This is a genomic window from Vibrio sp. 1-1(7) (genome assembly GCF_013048485.1).
Lineage (GTDB): Bacteria > Pseudomonadota > Gammaproteobacteria > Enterobacterales > Vibrionaceae > Vibrio > Vibrio fujianensis.
Map to the genome: position 1 here is coordinate 471,503 of NZ_VHSP01000001.1, position 17,697 is coordinate 489,199.

Here is a 17,697-nt window from a genome sequence, read left to right on the forward strand (position 1 = left end):
GTGAGAGGATGAGTCACGCTTCTGACCATGAAATCAAACCTTTGTCAGGTGGAGCACTGTTTGTAGGGGCTTTGTGTCTAGCAATGGCGAATTTTTTGGCTATTTTAGATACCACCATTGCCAATGTTTCCGTTTCTACCATTGCCGGAAGTCTAGGAACTTCTGCTAGTCAAGGAACTTATGTAATTACCTCCTATGCGGTTGCTGAGGCTATTTCGGTACCATTAACGGGCTGGCTAGCTTCACGTTTTGGGTCTATCCGAGTATTTGTAACTTGTTTTCTGCTGTTTGGTGTTTTTTCACTATTGTGTGGAATGGCAAATAGCATGAGTACATTAGTTATGTTTCGGATATTTCTGGGTTTTTCCGGAGGCCCTCTTATGCCGTTATCACAAACCTTAATGATGAGAATTTTCCCGAAAAATAAGGGGCATGTTGCCATTGGTATTTGGAGTATGACTACGTTGATTGCTCCGATAATGGGGCCAATTTTAGGTGGTGTGTTGTGTGATCAATTTAGTTGGCCATATATCTTTATGGTGAAAATGCCTTTTGCAATAGGTGCTGCTTTGATTTGTTGGAAATTGTTGCAGAAGTATGAGACCAAAACCATTCGTTCTAAAATTGATAAAGTGGGGTTATTACTATTAGTGGTATGGGTGGCCGCTTTGCAATTGATGCTGGATGAAGGGAAAGATCACGATTGGTTTGAATCCTCACGAATCATTACTCTAGCGGTTGTTGCTGCAATCGGCTTTGTAGCATTTCTAATTTGGGAATTAACTGAACGGAATCCTGTTGTGGATCTCAAGGTTTTTCGACACCGAGGTTACAGTATGAGTATGGTGACTTTGTCACTTGCTTTTGGGGCTTTTTTTAGTATCTCAGTGTTAACGCCATTGTGGTTGCAAATCTATATGGGTTATACAGCGACTATTTCCGGGTATGCTACCGCCACTATGGGAATATTGGCCGTCTTTCTCGCCCCTATTATTGCTAACTTATCGTCGAAATACGATCCTCGGCCTTTTGTTTTTGCTGGAGTGATGTGGCTGGGTTTTTGGACTTTTATGCGCAGTTTTGGCATCGTAGACATGACGTTTTCACAAATTAGCTGGCCGATGTTTTTCCAAGGTGTTGGGATGCCGTTATTTTTTGTGCCATTAACTGCAATTGCGCTAGGTAGTGTCAAAATGCATGAAATGGAATCGGCAGCAGGGTTGATGAATTTTATCCGAACCTTATCTGGTGCCTTTGCCACCTCAATGATTAATACATCTTGGGAGCGAGAGTCTCGCTATGTTCATGCGGAATTATCTGGCTTAACCGATAAAGCGGGCGTGGCGAGCCAAGCGATGCAGAATGCAGGAATGAGTACTGAGCAGGCGCGATCTGCGATGGACTGGACCTTACAAAACCAGAGTGTCATGGTGGCGACTAACCAGTTATTTTTGATGATTGCGGTTATTTTTGCGGTGGCTGGATGTATGATCTGGTTTGCTCCTAAACCGAAACACGCAGTGGATACGTCAGCCGTACATTAATCATTTTTTAAGGGGATCAGTAGTCAATAGACCCACAGACCCTAGGGTGTTGACATCTTTTTAGGGTACGCTCTCGGTCAGTTGAGCGATAATCTACAAGGTGCCGGCGTGGATGTGATGGCTAGCCTATTCAATAAAGAGTATTACAGCTGTTACAACAACGTAAACTGCGGGTATGGCGCAGAGCGGAGTATTGAGCTAAAAGTGGTTTATCAATTCTAATCTCACCGTCAGTTTTTTGATTTTCTCGAATATGAACGCCCAGAATTTCTGGGCGTTATTTTTCTTAAGTTAACCCTCTCTTAACCCCTGTTTATTTACGCTAAGGTTCATCAACAGGAGTACACCACTATGATGTCATCGCATTGGCTAAGGTTATCCGCCGTGAGTTTATTGATTGCGGGGTTAATCGGCTGCGCCACCCATTCTCAGCAAACGTATCAAGCGCGAGTTTCTGAATCCCTTGAGCAACTTACGGCTTGGTCTGTTATTGATACTGAGCCTGCTATTGATATGGTTTCGATTACGGAATTAATTGATATTCCTGAATTAAAGCAATGGATTGATCGTGCTTTGGAACATAACCCTAGCCTGCAGCAAACGGCATTAGCGCTTAAAATTGCTTATGCACAAAAACAACAGAGCGCCGCAGATCAACTACCCAGTGCAGAGTTGACCTTAAGTGGAGAGAAAGAAGAGCACAACCATACTCAATACAACACGGAGTTGAGTGTAAGCTGGGAATTGGATATTTGGCAAAAAATCGCAGACGGTAAAGCAGCGGCTAGCGCCAACTTGCGTAGCCGTGCTGCGGACTACCAAGCCGCAAAAGACACCTTAGCGGCAAGCATTATGCGGCAATGGCTGATGATTAACCTTTACCAGCAGCAAGTTCATATCGAAACGCAGCGGTTAGAACTTTTGCAACGTAATGAAAAGGTGGTGACAGAGCGCTATTGTCAAGGTTTAGGTGGGCTAGAAGACCGAGATAGCGCACTAACCAATATGGAGTCTACTCGAGCGACATTAGCTGAATATCAAGAAACATTAGCGTCAGCTCGCCGAGATTTAACTACCCTATTAGGGCAGTTAGGAAGCCAAGACCCTCTTATTATTCCTGCTCAATTTCCCACGGTATTGCTTTCGTTGGCTCATTTTCCAGAGCAAGATCTGGCTCGTCGGCCTGATCTTATTGCCGCTTATGCCAACATTGAAGCACAGCAATACACCACTCAAGTGGCATATAAAGCCATGTTGCCCAGCCTGAGTTTTAGTGCGGCATTGAGTGACAGTGATCACCGCTTAAGCGATAGCTTACTGACCAGCCCTTTATGGAGCATTTTAGGCCAGTTAACAGCACCGCTATTTCAAGGTGGAAAACTTAAAGCGGAAGCAGAGATGGAAGCTTTAACGACAGAACAGGTCTTTTGGGCTTATCAGGAAACCTTATTGACGGCAGTGAATGAAGTAGAAAGCGCTTTTGGCCAGGAACAGGCGTTGGAGCGTCAGCAACAGCATTTGAGGTTAGCCCTAGACAGCGCACAGCGCAGCAGCGCTAATTATCTGGATAAATATCGCAAAGGATTGGTAGACATTCTTGAACTACTCACCATACAGCAACAAACCTACGATATCGAAATCAAACTCGCTCAAGTCACTTATAACCGATTAAGTAACCGGATTGATTTGGGATTAGCATTGGGATTAGGAGTTAAAAATGAGGATCAATAAGGTCACTTTCGGAACCACTTTACTGGCATGTGCCGTTTTTTGGGGAGTGATGGCTTACGCTCATAGTCAACTGTCCCAAATGAGTGAACCCAAAGAGAGCGGGTTGCTTCATGATACGCTTCAACCTGAGCATGATCCCGTCGTTGCCGTTTCCGTTGTCGACGTAAACATAGGGCACTATTCAGCACAAGTTCAAGGGTATGGTGAAGTGAAACCTCGTTATGCACTTAATATTACCGCTGAGGTATCTGGACGAGTGTTGACATTAGGGCCGGGCCTTGAAAGTGGTCAGCGGGTAAAAAAAGGTGAGGTACTGGCCACTTTAGATCAAACAAAATATCAGCAAGCGGTGAGTGAAGCTCAGTCTGAATTAGCAACGGCCACCTTAAACTTATTGGAAGAAGAGCGTCAAGGGGAACAAGCAAAACTTGAGTGGCAGCGGTCGGGGTTATCTGGGGAGCCTGATTCACCATTGGTCCTTCGTCAACCGCAGCGGGTTCAAGCAAAAGCCGCTTTAACGAATGCACAGAAAGTGTTAGCAAAAGCTCAGTATGATCTGAAAAACACCGTGATCTATGCCCCCTTTGACGGATTAGTTGTGAGCCGAGACATTCAACTTGGTAGTTATTTGCAAGAAGGTGGACAAGTCGCCACTTTATACAGTACCGATGTGGTCGAAGTCGTTATTCCACTTTCAGAAGCGCAATGGTTGAATTTACCGATACGAAGCAATACCGAGCTGGCTCGTCACCCACAGAGCTGGTCTGTAGAGTTGCGTTATCGACAAATGGCATGGAACGGTTATGTGACTCGTGTTGAGCAACACCTTGACAGTAATACTCGCCAACGTGCATTGGTGGTAACGGTTGCTCAACCTTTGGATATCGAACCTCCGTTATATCCGGGAACCTTTGTGACCGCCATTGTGGAGGGCACTCCCCTCAAACAGAGTTGGAAATTGCCTCAGTCAGCCATTTCTCAGCAAGGGGAAATCTGGTACATCGATAGCCAAGGCAAATTAGCCAGCATCCTAGCAGAGAAACAGTTTGAATCGGGTGGTTTTGTGTATGTTAAAGCCTTTACCCATGAAAGCGTACAAATTGTTCAGCGCCCATTAAGCAGTTACCAAGTCGGTACTTTGGTGCAAGTGATCAGTGAGGTAGCATTATGAGTATGACACCTCCTCCATCGGGTATTATTGCCTGGTTTGCTCGAAATTCAGTGGCGGCCAATTTATTACTTCTATCGGTGATCGTGATGGGCGTTTTGTCACTCAGCCAGTTACGTCGAGAAGCCTTCCCGAGTATGGAACCAGATCGAGTGACGGTTTCAGTCACCTATAACAGCGGCGACCCCAAGCAAGCGGAAGAGGGGGTTGCGATTAAAATTGAAGAGGCATTGGAAAGCGTTCCGGGAATAAAACGGATTACCTCTACCTCTAACGCTGGCGGCAGTACGGTCACTATTGAGAAAACCAGTGATTACAGTCTCAACACGTTACTCTCAGACATTAAAACAAAAGTGGATGGGATCAATAATTTCCCCAGTGATGCAGAAAAACCGATCATTGAAAAAGATCGTATGCAAGATCACGCCATTTGGGTTCAGCTCTATGGTAGCGTGGATAGAGCGACCTTGCAGTCGTTAGCACAAGAGTTAAAAACCGCTCTTTTGCAACAACCTGCCATTCGAGATTTAGAAATCAAAGCGAGCGCTGATCCGGTTATTTCTATCGATATTGATGAAGCCACTTTACAAAGTTATAACCTAAGTTTGTCTGACGTTGAAGATAAGGTGAATGCGGAGTCATCGACACCTCTTATGACCAGTTTGCGTCATCCTGATAAAGCGGTTCGCCTGAAAGTGGCAAACCAGAGGTATAAGGCGGAAGAATTTGCTCAAATACCTCTTATTAATACTTCACAAGGTACAACATTTAAACTGGGTGAGATAGCCGTTGTTCGAGAAACATTTGATGAAGACACCTTTACATTATCTCGTTATAACCAACAAAATGGCATGTCGATTGAAATCGTGATGGACGAGTATGGTGATGTCACTCTAATTGCTGAGCAAGCAAAATCAGTCGTACAGCAATGGCGAGATCAACAATTATTGCCAGAAGAGATTTTCTTAGAGACTTGGTACGATCAAAGCCAGATGATTAATGATCGCCTCAGTTTACTGGTGAAAAATGCTATATCAGGCATCATTCTTGTCTTTTTTGTTCTGGCGCTGTTTTTAAACGTTCGAGTGGCTTTTTGGGTTGCTGCGGGCTTACCGTTTGTCTTTTTTGGCTCACTATTTTTCATGACAGGTTCGTTTGCCAACCTCACCATCAATGAGATGACGACTTTTGGTTTTATTATGGCACTTGGGATTGTTGTTGATGATGCGGTGGTGGTAGGCGAAAGCATTTATGACACTCGGCGTAACGAGGGTGACAGCCTAGATAACTCGATTAAAGGGGCCATGAAAGTCGCAATACCTACCGTGTTTGGTGTGCTGACTACCGTTGCTGCATTTATGGCGTTATCCAATGTGACAGGTGGGCTTGGGCAAATTTTTGCTCAGTTTGCTGCGGTTGTAACGGTCTGTCTATTGCTTTCCATGGTGGAATCAAAACTGATTTTACCGTCTCATCTTGCTCACCTAAATACTCATCGCAATGCAACAAAAGGTGGTTGGAGTCGAGTTCAGCGTAGCGCAGATTCAGTATTGAATTTTTTGAATTATCAGGTGTACACGCCCGTTATTAAACTGTGTTTACGATTTCGTTACGCAACATTATTGCTATTTCTTAGCCTACTGATCGTGATTGCGACATTGCCTATGTCTGGAACGGTTAAAATGGCTTTCTTTCCCGATATTCCTCGTGATATCGCTTCGGCAGATATCACGATGTTAGACGATGCCAGCTTTGGGCAAACTCATCGAAATTTATTAGTGATTGAACAGGCAGCGAAAAGGGCTGATACCCATCTTCGTGCTCAGCTGGGATTACCTACTGAACAAAGCAGTATTTCCAGCCTGCAGGTATTGGCTTCATCTGATACCGAAGGCAGTGTTACGGTCGCCTTCATTGACTCTCCGGGATACGACACCAATCAGTTTACAAAAATATGGAATGAGCAGATAGGTCTGCTGGAAGGCGCTAAAAGACTCAAAGTATTGGCCAGCATGGATATGGTTGATAACTTTAAAATTGAGTTAAAAGCCAGCGATGCTGAACAGGTGACGGCTGCGGGAAAGGCCGTGAAAGCTTATCTGCAAACTATACCGGGAATCAGCGGCATTGATGACAACTTAAGCCCAGGAGTACCACAGTATCGCTTTACATTAACCGAACAAGGACGAGCTTTGGGGTTAACGACGGCACAACTTGCTGATCAAGTTCTGCATTCTTTTGGGGGTGGAGAAGTCCAAAAATTTCAGCGTAAACAAGATGAAGTCACGGTGAGTGTTCGTTATCCGGAACAAGAACGTCAAACCTTAGCAGATATCATGAATGCGAATATTCGTAGCAGTGACGGCACGGTTATCCCCCTCAGTTCGGTTGCAATGATTGATTCTGATTACCAAGCGTCAGCCATTACTCGAATTAACAATCAACGAGCGGTGTATGTGAGTGCGGTTGTGGATAAAGCCATGTTGTCACCCAGCCAAGTTGTCAATCAAGTTAAGCAACAATTTTTGGCACAGTGGCAGAAAGAGTACCCTCATTTGCGGGTTGATTTTGCCGGAGAAGCTGAGCAACAAGCGGAAACCATGCAATCGATGGAATTGATATTTGTGGCTGCGATGATCGCCATTTACGCCTTACTAGCGATACCGTTGCGCTCTTACATTCAGCCCTTACTGATTATGATGGCCATTCCCTTTGGTATTGTCGGCGCGATTTTAGGCCATTGGGTGAATGGGTTGACCTTAAGCATTTTGTCTATGTTTGGTATTTTAGCTTTAAGTGGCGTGGTGGTGAATGATAGCTTGTTGTTGGTCAGCCGCTATAACGGTTTACAAGAAGAAGGGAAACCCATATTGGATACCATTATTGAAGCGTGTAATAGCCGACTACGTGCAATTCTTTTGACATCCATTACCACATTTGCAGGTTTGATTCCTCTGCTGAGCGAAACATCAATGCAAGCTCAGTTTTTAAAACCTGCGGCGGCTTCATTAGGGTATGGCATCATGTTCGCTACGATGATTACTTTACTGTTAATACCCGTGTTACTCTATATTCAGTATGAGATACAGAAGGGAGTCGTGGATATAGTAAAAAACGTTACGTGTAAAGTGATAGGTAAAGCATCATGCTAAAGGTTTTATTGGTTGAAGATGACCTCGATCTTGCGACGGCACTGATCGACTATATGCAATTAGAAGGAATAGAGTGTGATTTTGCCGCCGACGGTCTAGTGGGTTATAACCTGATCACATCTTATCAATACGACGTGATTATTCTGGATCTCAACTTACCGAAAATTGCAGGTTTAGAAGTGTGTCGACGTATTCGTGAACAAGGTATTGAAACACCGGTTTTGATGTTGACAGCGCGTGATACTTTGGATGATAAGCTGCAAGGTTTTCAACACGGAGCCGATGATTACTTAGTAAAACCGTTTGCTATGCAAGAGCTCATGGTGCGCATGTTGGTGTTGTCTAAACGGCGGAGCGGACAGGCTACAAAACTACGGATTGGTGAACTCGAACTCGATTTATCGCTGCGTAAAGCCTGCCGTTATGGGCAAGAGCTGAAGCTCTCACCGATCTCGATAAAAATTTTGGAATTATTGATGCGAGAATATCCGTCTGTTGTCACTCGGGAAAAAATTATTCAGATGATCTGGGGAGAAGCACAGCCAGACAGTAACAGCCTAAAAGTGCATATGTTTAAGCTACGTAAGCAGATAGACCAAGAGGGATGGCCGACGATGGTTAAGACGGTGCCAGGGTTTGGGTTCAGTATCCAACAGCAGGATAACGATGAAACTACGCCGTAGCCTGAAGATTTTCCTTATCTGTGTGATGATGGCAATGGCCAGCATCACGGTTGTCAGCTTCTCCCATTTAGCGGCAAACTATTTTGAGCAAGGATTGGATGGTGGAATGCGGATGATGATGATGGATATTGGTCGAGAGGTCGCATTAACGGGACAAAAAACAGAAATGATGATGGGGTTTCACGTTGCTCATCATTGGCAAGCCATTCCATCAGACATTGCCGCGTTATTTGAACCACTAGAACAACCGATGCAATTTGTAAAATATATCGAAAATCAGCATTGGTTTTCAGCACCTGAGCGCGCTGTGTTTTTAATGCGTTATGATCAAACGGCTGGCGCCCCCCTCTACATTTATCGTGTGTTGGATGATGTTCAACGTCCTGAACTGATACAAAATCGGCCTTGGGGAGAAACTCCCCATTTTGTTCAACTGATTAGTTATGCCGTGCTTGGTATTGGTTTATTTGGTTTGTGTATGTATTTTTTAGTACAACGAGTAGCAAAACCTGTCGAGCGGCTAGCACTTTGGGCAAAACAATTAACGCCTGAACAGTTAGTGATTCCTGCGCCTGATTTTCATTATAACGAACTGAATCGCTTAGCTAAGGTGGTCAAAAACAGTCTCGTTTCAGTTGATAGTGCGCTTCGTCGAGAACAAAAATTCCTCGCTCATGCAAGCCATGAATTACGAACACCGATAGCTGTTGTTCGTAGTAATAGTGAGTTATTGATGAAACTGCTTGAAAAACAAAGTTCACCGGAAAAGCGTCAACAAGTATTGGAACGTATTTGTCGCGCTGGCGTAACAATGAGTGATCTGTGTGAAACTTTATTGTGGCTCAACCGAGGAAAAGAAACAGAGCTCCCTCTGGTGGAGGTTGACTTAGGAAGCTCAATTGAACAGATCTGCCAAGAGCTTAGCTATTTGCTTGATAATAAAAAAGTGCAGCTAGAGGTGAATATACATCATCAATCTTATCGGCTTCCTGCAACGTTATACCGAATTGTACTGAGTAATTTAATTAGAAATGCATATCAGCATACCCAATGTGGAAAAGTGGTGATTCGCCAAGAGGACGCTCAGGTTTTGATTTCAAATCGAGAAGATAGCCGCTCCAAAAAAATAGAAGATTTAGGGTTTGGCCTCGGATTAGAACTCACTAACCGAATTATTAAGCAGTATCACTGGCGGTGTGAAACGGTGAAATATTTACATGGGCGAGATGTCACTATTCATTTTTTGAAGCCATAAAAATACCCGCTCTTTAGAGCGGGTAAGGCGTAAACGCTATAGGGGGACGTATTACGCGTTGGCTTGAGCACCCAGTTTCGCTTTTTCACGCATACTAAGCAGTAGAGTAAGACCAAAAGAGGCGATAAACGCGATGATCATACCGACCACATAGTAACCAATTTTATCTGGGCTGATAGAGATAATGCCTGGCAACCCGGCGGCACCCAGTGCGTGTGCTTTAACGGTGAATAGGGTGATAAAGGCACTGGCAATCGCGGCACCACAAATCGCAGCAATAAAAGGATAACGCAGTTTTAAGTTAACCCCAAACATTGCGGGTTCAGTAATACCGAGTAACGCGGTGATACCGGAAGGAATCGCAATACCCTTCATTTTTACTTCTTTAGTGGTGAGGCCTACCGCAAGAGCGGCGGCCCCTTGAGCTACGTTTGACATCGCTGCTATTGGGAAGATGAACGTCCCCCCAGTTACGGCAATATCTGCCAGCAGTTGGGTTTCAATCGCGATAAAACTGTGGTGCATGCCTGTGATGACAAATGGCGCATAAATAAAGCCAAAGAGTGCGCCACCGATAAAGCCAGCGGATTCATACAACCAGTTCAGTCCATCACCCAATAGGAAGCCAACATCACGAGTAAGAGGGCCAACCACCGTAAAGGTCAGGAAACCGGTGATAAAAATCGCCAGCATCGGCGTTAATAAGTTGTCCAAGACCGATGGAACGATACGGCGCAGACCATTTTCAATTTTAGCTAGAATAAAGGCCGCGACTAAAACAGGCAGAACCGAACCTTGATAACCAACTTTTTGAATTTCTAAGCCAAGGATGTTCCAAACTGGAATGTCACCAGAAACGGAAGCACTGCCAAATCCCCAGCCATTGAGTAAGTCGGGGTGTACCATCAACATCCCGAGAGCGGCACCCAGGAACGGGTTACCGCCAAATTTTCGTGAAGCAGAGAAAGCCAACAGAACGGGCAAATAAACAAAAGGAGCATTAGCAAAGGTATTGATCATGCTGGCTAAATCAGCCAAGCCCGGATTGGCATCGATTAATGATTTCCCATCGATAAATAATCCTGTAGCCGTCAGGACGTTATATAACCCCATCAGTAAGCCACCGGCGACAATCGCCGGAATAATGGGCACGAAAATATCCGATAACCCTTTGACTGCCCGTTGTACTATATTTTGTTTTTGCGCACCGGCTGAAGCCACATCATTAGTGGACATTTCAGCTAAGCCTGTTAGTTTTGCCATTTCGGCATAGACTTGGTTAACGACGCCAGATCCAAATATAATTTGATATTGACCTGCGACTTTAAATTGACCTTTTACACCATCAAGTTCTTCAATGGCTTGTTCATTAATCAAAGACTCGTCTTTGACGGCTAGGCGTAATCGAGTTGCACAGTGTGCGAGCGCTTGGATGTTTGTTTTACCACCCAAGTGTTCCATAAGTTGTTTTGCTATGACTGGATAGTCCATAACTCACCCCGGTTCTTGTTACTTGTCTGTATGATAGTCTTTCGTTTGGCTAATTTTAATTTCGGGAACGTTTGCAATGTTAATTCTTGTCAATAAATCTGTGATGGTCAAAATAAAATCAAAAAATATGTGAAGAAGATCGCTAAAAGCTTAAGCAACAATGCATAAAACAAGGGTAGAATCACGCTATCAGCAAAATGGTTATCAAGTAATTTTGCAATCAATCCCAAACTGATGATGGAAAAGAGTCGCAATGGCAAGTTTACATGATGTTGCCCGCTTAGCCGGGGTATCTAAATCTACGGTATCTCGGGTGATCAATAATGAATATGGTGTCAAAGAGTCCACAAAAATCAAAGTATTAAAGGCGGTTTCTGATTGTGGTTATGTGGTCAATCAAGTGGCTAAAGATCTGAAATCACAAAAAACCAATCTGATCGGAGTGATTGTTCCTCGCGTCTCTTCCCATGCCACAGCGCAAGGTGTGGATGGATTAACTGCCATTTTTGAGCAGGCGGGTAAGCATGTTTTACTGGCTAATACTCATCAAGTGCATGCCAAGGAACTCGAATATATTCAAATCTTTAATCAAAAACGCGTCGAAGGTATTGTTTTTTATGCAACCCACCTTGATACCGCTTTGATCAAAGCGATTCAACAGTCGCCGGTGCCCGTGGTCTTAATTGGTCAAGATGGTTCACTGTATAATATTCCTAGTGTCGTTCATGATGATCAACGTGTTGGTTTTGAGGCCGGTAATCGCTTAGTCGCCGCCGGTTGTCAAAATATCGGCTTTATTGGGGTGCAAAGTGATGATGTGGCGGTAGATGTTTTACGTTCTCAAGGGCTTGAACAATCACTGGCTTTGCATCAACAAGAGTTATTGTTTCATGTTCGGGGTGACTTTTCGATTGAGTCGGGCTATCGCTTAGCTAAGCAGCAAATCGCCGCTTATCCACACTTGGATGGGCTATTTTGTGCGACCGACCGGCTAGCGGTAGGAGCGATTAAAGCATTACAAGAGCAGGGGATTGCCGTGGGTCAGCAAGTAAAAGTGCTAGGGGTTGGGAACGATGAGCTGGCCTATGTGAGTAATCCTAGTTTATCTACCTTTAACTATGCTTTTGATAAAGCAGGAGAAAATGCGGCGAAAATGCTGTTGGAGCGTATTTCTGGGCAAGGGTTAGAGATGAGCAAAGTGGTGCTAACTTTCCAAAACATTGATCGTCAAACTTGTTGATGAGTTGCATCCACTCGCATTGTTGTCAAGATAGCGAATTATCCTGACAATCAAAGAGAGGTTTCTGTGCTCTGCTTCACATTCAACTATCCTATACTTGGTTATACGACGGAAAAACTTGCCTAGTTGAGTGATGTTTTATATTTTTGGAACGTTCCCGAATTTAATGGTTAGGTAAGCATATGTCTCTTGATTCGTTGATTGATCTCGCTGGTGGTATCACCAATATACTACGTATTCTCGCTCCAAAAGGGCGGATCACGGTTGCTGTGCATGATGCTCAGCGTGTGAAACCTTTGCCCGATCACATTGTTGCTGAGTCGGTTCTAGGTGAATGGCAACTTTCGATGGTACGTGATGAAACCATCACGGATGAACACTTAGCGACGGTTGGCCGTCAGATAGCAGAGCAGCAACGTGAACAGGCGTCGGTTTACCTTCAGCCCACTTCATGCCCCTATCGCCCTCAATGGCATATTTCTCCACCACAAGGTTTATTGAATGATCCAAATGGGTTTATTTACCATCAAGGGGAATATTATCTATTTTATCAGTGGCATCCCTTTGCTTGTGAGCATAAAGATAAATATTGGGTATTGCTTAAAAGCCAAGATTTAATCCATTGGCAATGGCAGTCGATTGCCCTGACGCCATCGGATTGGTTTGATAGCCATGGGGTTTTTTCTGGCCATGCTGTTAGTGATGGTGACGATCTGTGGTTGTTTTATACCGGAAATACACGATTAGGGCATGATAGACAACGGCAGACCATGCAGTGCGTTGCCAAAGCTAACTCTGAAGGCGGTTTCACTAAGCTAGGCCCCGTTATTCGCACTTTACCAGATGGTGTTACTGAGCATATTCGTGATCCTAAAGTGGTGTATCAACAAGGGCGTTGGCAGATGTTACTTGGTGCGCAGACCGAGACATTACAGGGGCGATTGGCGGTTTACCATTCTCCCAACTTACAAGATTGGCAATTTGATCGCTTATACGGTGAAGAATTAGCCCCTTATGGGTATATGTGGGAATGTCCGGATTGGTTTGAACTCGAAGAGCAAGCCTTCATTGTTTTTGGCCCTCAAGGGATTCGCTCTGAAAATCCTCATCATACGATTGAGCACCAAAACCGAATCTTTACTGTAGAGCAGGATGAACAAGGGCAATTTCATTTTCTACAAGGTTGGCAGTTGGATGCAGGGTTTGATTTTTACGCCCCACAAACGGCTCAAACTCCTGATGGACGACGTGTGCTCTGCGGCTGGATGGGGCTCCCTGATGAGATAGATCACCCAAGCTGTGACAATGGCTGGATACACCAATTTACAGCATTGCGCGAGCTGAGCTGGCAGCAAGGAAAAGTCATTCAACGTCCTGTTGCTGAGCTTGAGCTGTTACGGAGAAACGTTCAAACCCTGACATTAAATGAACGAGGGGTTGATGTGGCGACAAAAAGCTTCGAATTGATCCTGAACCTACCGTTGGGCGGTGAGTTACATTTAATGGAAAATGCGCAGCATAAAGTGGTGTTGTCCTTTGATGCTGACAGCAAGGTGCTTCGTTTTGATCGTAGCCAAACGGAGATTCGTCAAGGAGATACTGTCCGTGAACTCGCTTTAGAGTCAGAAGAAGTCCATTTGCAGATTTTAGCTGATCATTCCTCATTAGAAATCTTTATTAACCAAGGGGAACAGGTGATGACCGGGCGTGTTTTCACGGCGATGGATGCTACCCGTATTTCGTTGATTGGCGCTGAAGTTAGTGCACAATTTGCACAATTAAGCGCAATGAACGGTGGCTTTGCCCCTTACTAATGTGAACCTAAAATAACCTTTTTAATATAAAGGCCCCTCACATCCTGTGAGGGGCCTTTGTCATGCTTAAAGTCTTGAGCTATTAAAACCACGTTTCCATTTGGAGAGCAAACATCGTTTCACCACCTTTACCCATTGTACTGGCATCATTGGCAAGGCTAATGGCGTAGTTATCTAAATCTCGGCTCCAATCCACATAGCTAACAGCAAAACGCAGCTCTGGGCGATCAAAAAAGCCGGATGCGGTCGATAACTTTAAGGTTGGCGCTAAAGTTGCTTTGTAAAAGTTGCCACTGGCTTGTTCAACGCTATTATCTAAGTCCATATATTGATATGACCCTTCGTACACCATCTCAAAGTTTTCTGTCAACTCTTGAGCTAAGCGTATGTTAAGTGAAGCCCACTTGAATTTATCATCCTTCTTAATGCGATCTTGGCTATATTCCGCCATGAGTGCGGGAGCAAAGCGCCAATTTTCAGCAAAGCGGGTCACCCCATAACTAAAGAGACGAAGTGCTTTAGCATCATCGTTTAAATTGCCATTAGAGCCAATACCTTTTAACTCTGCGCCAAGTCCCTGACCAAGCAGTAACCCAGTTGAAGATGATCCCTCATTAAAGCCAAAGAAATCACTGCCATGATAAGCAAATAACGCATGGATCCCGTTTTCTGCCCGTTTTGTCGCTGACTCGGCGGCTATCGCTTGATCTTTATTATCTGCGGCAACCATACCGCTGATCATCACTTGCAAAGGACCGAATCGGTTATTTATGGTCGCTATGTAGTTTTCGATGTTGGTGTTGGCGCTATCAATCTCTCCAAAATCTCGCCCATAGAGAGAGAAGTTGGCTTTCCAGTTATCGGCAAGTTGAACATCATAGACCCCAGCTCCGGTACCCGAAAGGAAGACAATATCGGAATCAAAGAAATGAATATCAAAGTTATCACGGTCAAAACGCTTACCCGCCCAAACCGTAGCATTTTCAAATGCACCACTAAAAGAGGTTAAATTAGACAGCTCCGCATAGACTTGGCGTACGTTTAACTGGCTGTCATCCGCCGTCCACTCATTATTGGTTTCTACACTATCGGCCAACATGATATGAAAGCGTGCTTTAGAGCCATCATCCAATACACGATTATGGATAAGGTTAGCTTCTAAGTATTTATCGGCTTCCAGACCTAAACGGCCAATGGGGGCTCCTAAACTGCCGGCCGCGGTCATATAAGGCCCTGTTCCTGTTGCGCCGTTAAGGTCATCATTGGTTAACAATCCTGCGCGCGCATAGCCAGTAAACTCGAATTGAGAGGCAGTATTGAAGGCCTGTTGAGCGGTTTGTTCTGTGGTCATGAGGCGTGATTCCAGCTCATTAATTCGAGTTTCCAACGCCGCAATATCATTATTTGCCCATACCGCAGAGGTTGGGAGTAGGGTTGAGGCAATGGCTAGTGCTAATGTTTTCGTTTTCATTGTGCTTTTTCTCCACATGAATTGGATGATAAATCAAGAGTTTGCAAACGTTCCCGATTGATCGTTGAATTAGCGTAGAAAAATAGACCAATTTTACCCATTTTATCCTGAACAATTCGATATAAATGAGATTTACGTTATCTTTAGTTCGATATAACTGTATAAGATAAATAGGGAACGATCCCTATAAATTAATGGGAAATTTAAGCGTAATCACACAATCGCAGTTTTTTGTGATCTGATGCATTGTGTTTGATCACACTATTTCAAAGTCAAAAAGCGAACCTTCTTTTGACAAGAAAGCTCGCTAACAAAAAAGAGAAGAAAGAGGCAGTTAACGAATGAAATCAAGTAGAGCTTGCTGGGTTGGCAAAGCGGTCATCGCCCCTTTTTTCGTAGTCGCTAACGCGCCGCAGCCGTGCGCCCATAAAATCGCCGCTTCCAAATTTTGGTGCCACGGATTACTGGTGGAAAGTTGATACAATAACCCTCCCACAAAAGCATCACCAGCGCCTGTGGTATCGACAGGCTTAACTACCTTTCCTGTGACTAATTGTTGGTATTCATTCGTGACAACTAATGCGCCTTTTGCTCCTTGAGTAATCACGACAAGAGGAATATTCAGTGCTTTTAGCGCATCGAGCCCTGCATCAATGGTCTCTGTTTGGGTGAGAAGCGTGAGTTCTTCTTCTGAAAATTTCACCACATCGGCTTTGGTCACGGCCTGCATGACCACATCAATGAGTTCTGAAGGATTTTGCCAGACCTCTGCACGTAAATTAGGGTCAAAACTGACGTATCCCCCTGCTTGTTTGATGCGATCGATCGCGGCAAAGGTTGAGCTACGGCTGGGTTCATTGGCGAGTGCAATTGAGCAAACGTGTAGCCATTCACCGGGATGAAATTCAGGAATATCATTGGGCTGTAAGAACTGATCGGCACTGGGTTTTACCATAAACGTAAAACTGCGTTCACCTGTGTCATCTAAATCTACCACCACGGTAGAGGTGCGCTGCTGATCATCCAACAGCAAATATGTGCTATCCACACCTTCATTGGTGAGTGTCTGCTGCATAAATCGACCAAGAGGATCGTTCCCAACTCGACCAAAAAAAGCACTCTGTCCGCCTAAGCGGGCAATCGCAACGGCAACATTAGCGGGTGCGCCACCGGGGCATTTTAAATAGTGTTGCTCACCATCAGGAATAAGATCGACAACCGCGTCGCCTGTGACCCATACTTTACTCATTGACTGTCTCCCACAAGAATTTTCTTTAGTGTAATGGTTGAAAAAATCTTGCAAAGTCTTTCGCTAGCGGGTCTATTCTTTGACTTGCCAAATTGTGATCAATAAAGAACAAATGAATAAAATGGCGAGCTTTTTGATTTACTTTTCGGTATCGTTCCCAGTTTAATGAAAATTTCAAATTGTAGATTGACGAATATCAGGACTCAGCGCACACTGCACGCGTTTTGTGCTTCAGCTATTTTCTCTTTGATTGGAGTTTTCATTATGTTCGCTCTTCCTCCTATGTTGATTACCATAGGGCTGCTTTTGATCAGCAATATTTTTATGACCTTTGCTTGGTATGCGCATCTACGTGAACTGGGCCATAAACCTTGGATTGTTGCTGCATTATTGAGTTGGGGAATTGCTTTATTTGAATATCTGTTCCAAGTCCCGGCAAATCGGATTGGTTATACTGTGCTCAATTTAGGCCAGCTCAAAATTTTACAAGAGGTGATTACTTTATCGGTTTTTGTGCCGTTTGCGCTGATCTATATGAAAGAACCATTTAGGATGGACTTTGTTTGGGCGGGGCTTTGCTTGTTGGGCGCGGTCTTTTTTATTTTTCGACCACAAATTTTGGAAATCTTGACTCGTGCTATCGCGTAAAATGCGACTCCTTTCTCTCTTCCTCTGAAGTGGTTCCAATCTGTAGTGCCTGTGATTGGAACCAAAGTACCGCCGCTCTTTAATATTGCTTGAGAAGTCATGTATTGATATAGGCGCTTTGGTTATGTCCGATTAATTTTTAATTCTATTTTTGAATGAAGCAAAGTGGGGCATCCGATTTATTTTGGTGCAAGGTAGCGATTGCCTTCACAGATTCGAGCTATTAACGCGTTGATTGGTGTTTTTTGTTC

Annotated in this window: 12 protein-coding genes; 9 read left to right on the forward strand and 3 right to left on the reverse strand. The window is 44.3% G+C overall.

What is annotated here, in order from left to right:
• Nucleotides 1-8 precede the first annotated feature (8 nt).
• The 6 genes from vceB to FKN05_RS02290 all read left to right on the forward strand — a co-directional run bounded on the left by vceB (nucleotide 9) and on the right by FKN05_RS02290 (nucleotide 9,533).
• Complete coding sequence (gene vceB / locus FKN05_RS02265; RefSeq protein WP_099612613.1) at nucleotides 9-1,544, forward strand: multidrug efflux MFS transporter permease subunit VceB; 1,536 nt, start codon at nucleotides 9-11, stop codon at nucleotides 1,542-1,544.
• Between the two features lie 351 nt (nucleotides 1,545-1,895).
• Nucleotides 1,896-3,275, forward strand: coding sequence for a TolC family protein (locus FKN05_RS02270; RefSeq protein WP_170886802.1), 1,380 nt, complete (start codon nucleotides 1,896-1,898; stop codon nucleotides 3,273-3,275).
• Nucleotides 3,262-4,446 (forward strand): efflux RND transporter periplasmic adaptor subunit, encoded by a 1,185-nt coding sequence (locus FKN05_RS02275; protein WP_170886804.1) that lies wholly within the window; start codon nucleotides 3,262-3,264, stop codon nucleotides 4,444-4,446. The genes FKN05_RS02270 and FKN05_RS02275 overlap by 14 nt, the downstream gene beginning before the upstream one ends.
• Nucleotides 4,443-7,595 (forward strand): efflux RND transporter permease subunit, encoded by a 3,153-nt coding sequence (locus FKN05_RS02280; protein WP_170886806.1) that lies wholly within the window; start codon nucleotides 4,443-4,445, stop codon nucleotides 7,593-7,595. Before FKN05_RS02275 ends, FKN05_RS02280 begins: the two co-directional genes overlap by 4 nt.
• A complete protein-coding gene (locus FKN05_RS02285; protein WP_099612611.1) occupies nucleotides 7,589-8,278 on the forward strand; it encodes a response regulator transcription factor in 690 nt (229 codons plus the stop codon). Before FKN05_RS02280 ends, FKN05_RS02285 begins: the two co-directional genes overlap by 7 nt.
• Nucleotides 8,262-9,533, forward strand: coding sequence for a sensor histidine kinase (locus FKN05_RS02290; protein WP_170886808.1), 1,272 nt, complete (start codon nucleotides 8,262-8,264; stop codon nucleotides 9,531-9,533). Before FKN05_RS02285 ends, FKN05_RS02290 begins: the two co-directional genes overlap by 17 nt.
• A 51-nt stretch (nucleotides 9,534-9,584) precedes the next feature.
• Here FKN05_RS02290 and FKN05_RS02295 read toward each other — a convergent pair whose 3' ends face one another.
• Nucleotides 9,585-11,024 (reverse strand): sucrose-specific PTS transporter subunit IIBC, encoded by a 1,440-nt coding sequence (locus FKN05_RS02295; protein ID WP_161427597.1) that lies wholly within the window; start codon nucleotides 11,022-11,024, stop codon nucleotides 9,585-9,587.
• Nucleotides 11,025-11,277: 253 nt separating this feature from the next.
• On the opposite strand from FKN05_RS02295, the gene FKN05_RS02300 reads away from it, so the two are divergent.
• Both FKN05_RS02300 and FKN05_RS02305 read left to right on the forward strand, forming a co-directional pair.
• A complete protein-coding gene (locus FKN05_RS02300) occupies nucleotides 11,278-12,264 on the forward strand; it encodes a LacI family DNA-binding transcriptional regulator (protein WP_099612609.1) in 987 nt (328 codons plus the stop codon).
• A gap of 182 nt (nucleotides 12,265-12,446) precedes the next feature.
• Nucleotides 12,447-14,078: a glycoside hydrolase family 32 protein gene (locus FKN05_RS02305; RefSeq protein WP_170886810.1), complete on the forward strand. Its 1,632-nt coding sequence runs from the start codon at nucleotides 12,447-12,449 to the stop codon at nucleotides 14,076-14,078.
• An 82-nt stretch (nucleotides 14,079-14,160) separates the two neighbouring features.
• Here FKN05_RS02305 and FKN05_RS02310 read toward each other — a convergent pair whose 3' ends face one another.
• Together FKN05_RS02310 and cscK are read right to left on the reverse strand one after the other, a co-directional pair.
• A complete protein-coding gene (locus FKN05_RS02310) occupies nucleotides 14,161-15,549 on the reverse strand; it encodes a carbohydrate porin (RefSeq protein WP_170886813.1) in 1,389 nt (462 codons plus the stop codon).
• Between the two features lie 334 nt (nucleotides 15,550-15,883).
• The gene (cscK, locus tag FKN05_RS02315) at nucleotides 15,884-16,798 is read right to left on the reverse strand and encodes a fructokinase (protein ID WP_161428405.1); all 915 of its coding nucleotides are present in this window, start codon (nucleotides 16,796-16,798) and stop codon (nucleotides 15,884-15,886) included.
• Nucleotides 16,799-17,062: 264 nt separating this feature from the next.
• Between cscK and FKN05_RS02320 the strand changes: the two genes are divergently transcribed.
• Nucleotides 17,063-17,446: a DMT family protein gene (locus FKN05_RS02320; RefSeq protein WP_170886814.1), complete on the forward strand. Its 384-nt coding sequence runs from the start codon at nucleotides 17,063-17,065 to the stop codon at nucleotides 17,444-17,446.
• The last annotated feature ends 251 nt before the right edge of the window (nucleotides 17,447-17,697 follow it).

Coding starts and splice junctions, on each gene's coding strand:
- vceB (WP_099612613.1), top strand. CDS start 9: ATGAGTCACGCTTCTGACCATGAAATCAAACCTTTGTCAGGTGGAGCA.
- FKN05_RS02270 (WP_170886802.1), top strand. CDS start 1,896: ATGATGTCATCGCATTGGCTAAGGTTATCCGCCGTGAGTTTATTGATT.
- FKN05_RS02275 (WP_170886804.1), top strand. CDS start 3,262: ATGAGGATCAATAAGGTCACTTTCGGAACCACTTTACTGGCATGTGCC.
- FKN05_RS02280 (WP_170886806.1), top strand. CDS start 4,443: ATGAGTATGACACCTCCTCCATCGGGTATTATTGCCTGGTTTGCTCGA.
- FKN05_RS02285 (WP_099612611.1), top strand. CDS start 7,589: ATGCTAAAGGTTTTATTGGTTGAAGATGACCTCGATCTTGCGACGGCA.
- FKN05_RS02290 (WP_170886808.1), top strand. CDS start 8,262: ATGAAACTACGCCGTAGCCTGAAGATTTTCCTTATCTGTGTGATGATG.
- FKN05_RS02295 (WP_161427597.1), bottom strand. CDS start 11,024: ATGGACTATCCAGTCATAGCAAAACAACTTATGGAACACTTGGGTGGT.
- FKN05_RS02300 (WP_099612609.1), top strand. CDS start 11,278: ATGGCAAGTTTACATGATGTTGCCCGCTTAGCCGGGGTATCTAAATCT.
- FKN05_RS02305 (WP_170886810.1), top strand. CDS start 12,447: ATGTCTCTTGATTCGTTGATTGATCTCGCTGGTGGTATCACCAATATA.
- FKN05_RS02310 (WP_170886813.1), bottom strand. CDS start 15,549: ATGAAAACGAAAACATTAGCACTAGCCATTGCCTCAACCCTACTCCCA.
- cscK (WP_161428405.1), bottom strand. CDS start 16,798: ATGAGTAAAGTATGGGTCACAGGCGACGCGGTTGTCGATCTTATTCCT.
- FKN05_RS02320 (WP_170886814.1), top strand. CDS start 17,063: ATGTTCGCTCTTCCTCCTATGTTGATTACCATAGGGCTGCTTTTGATC.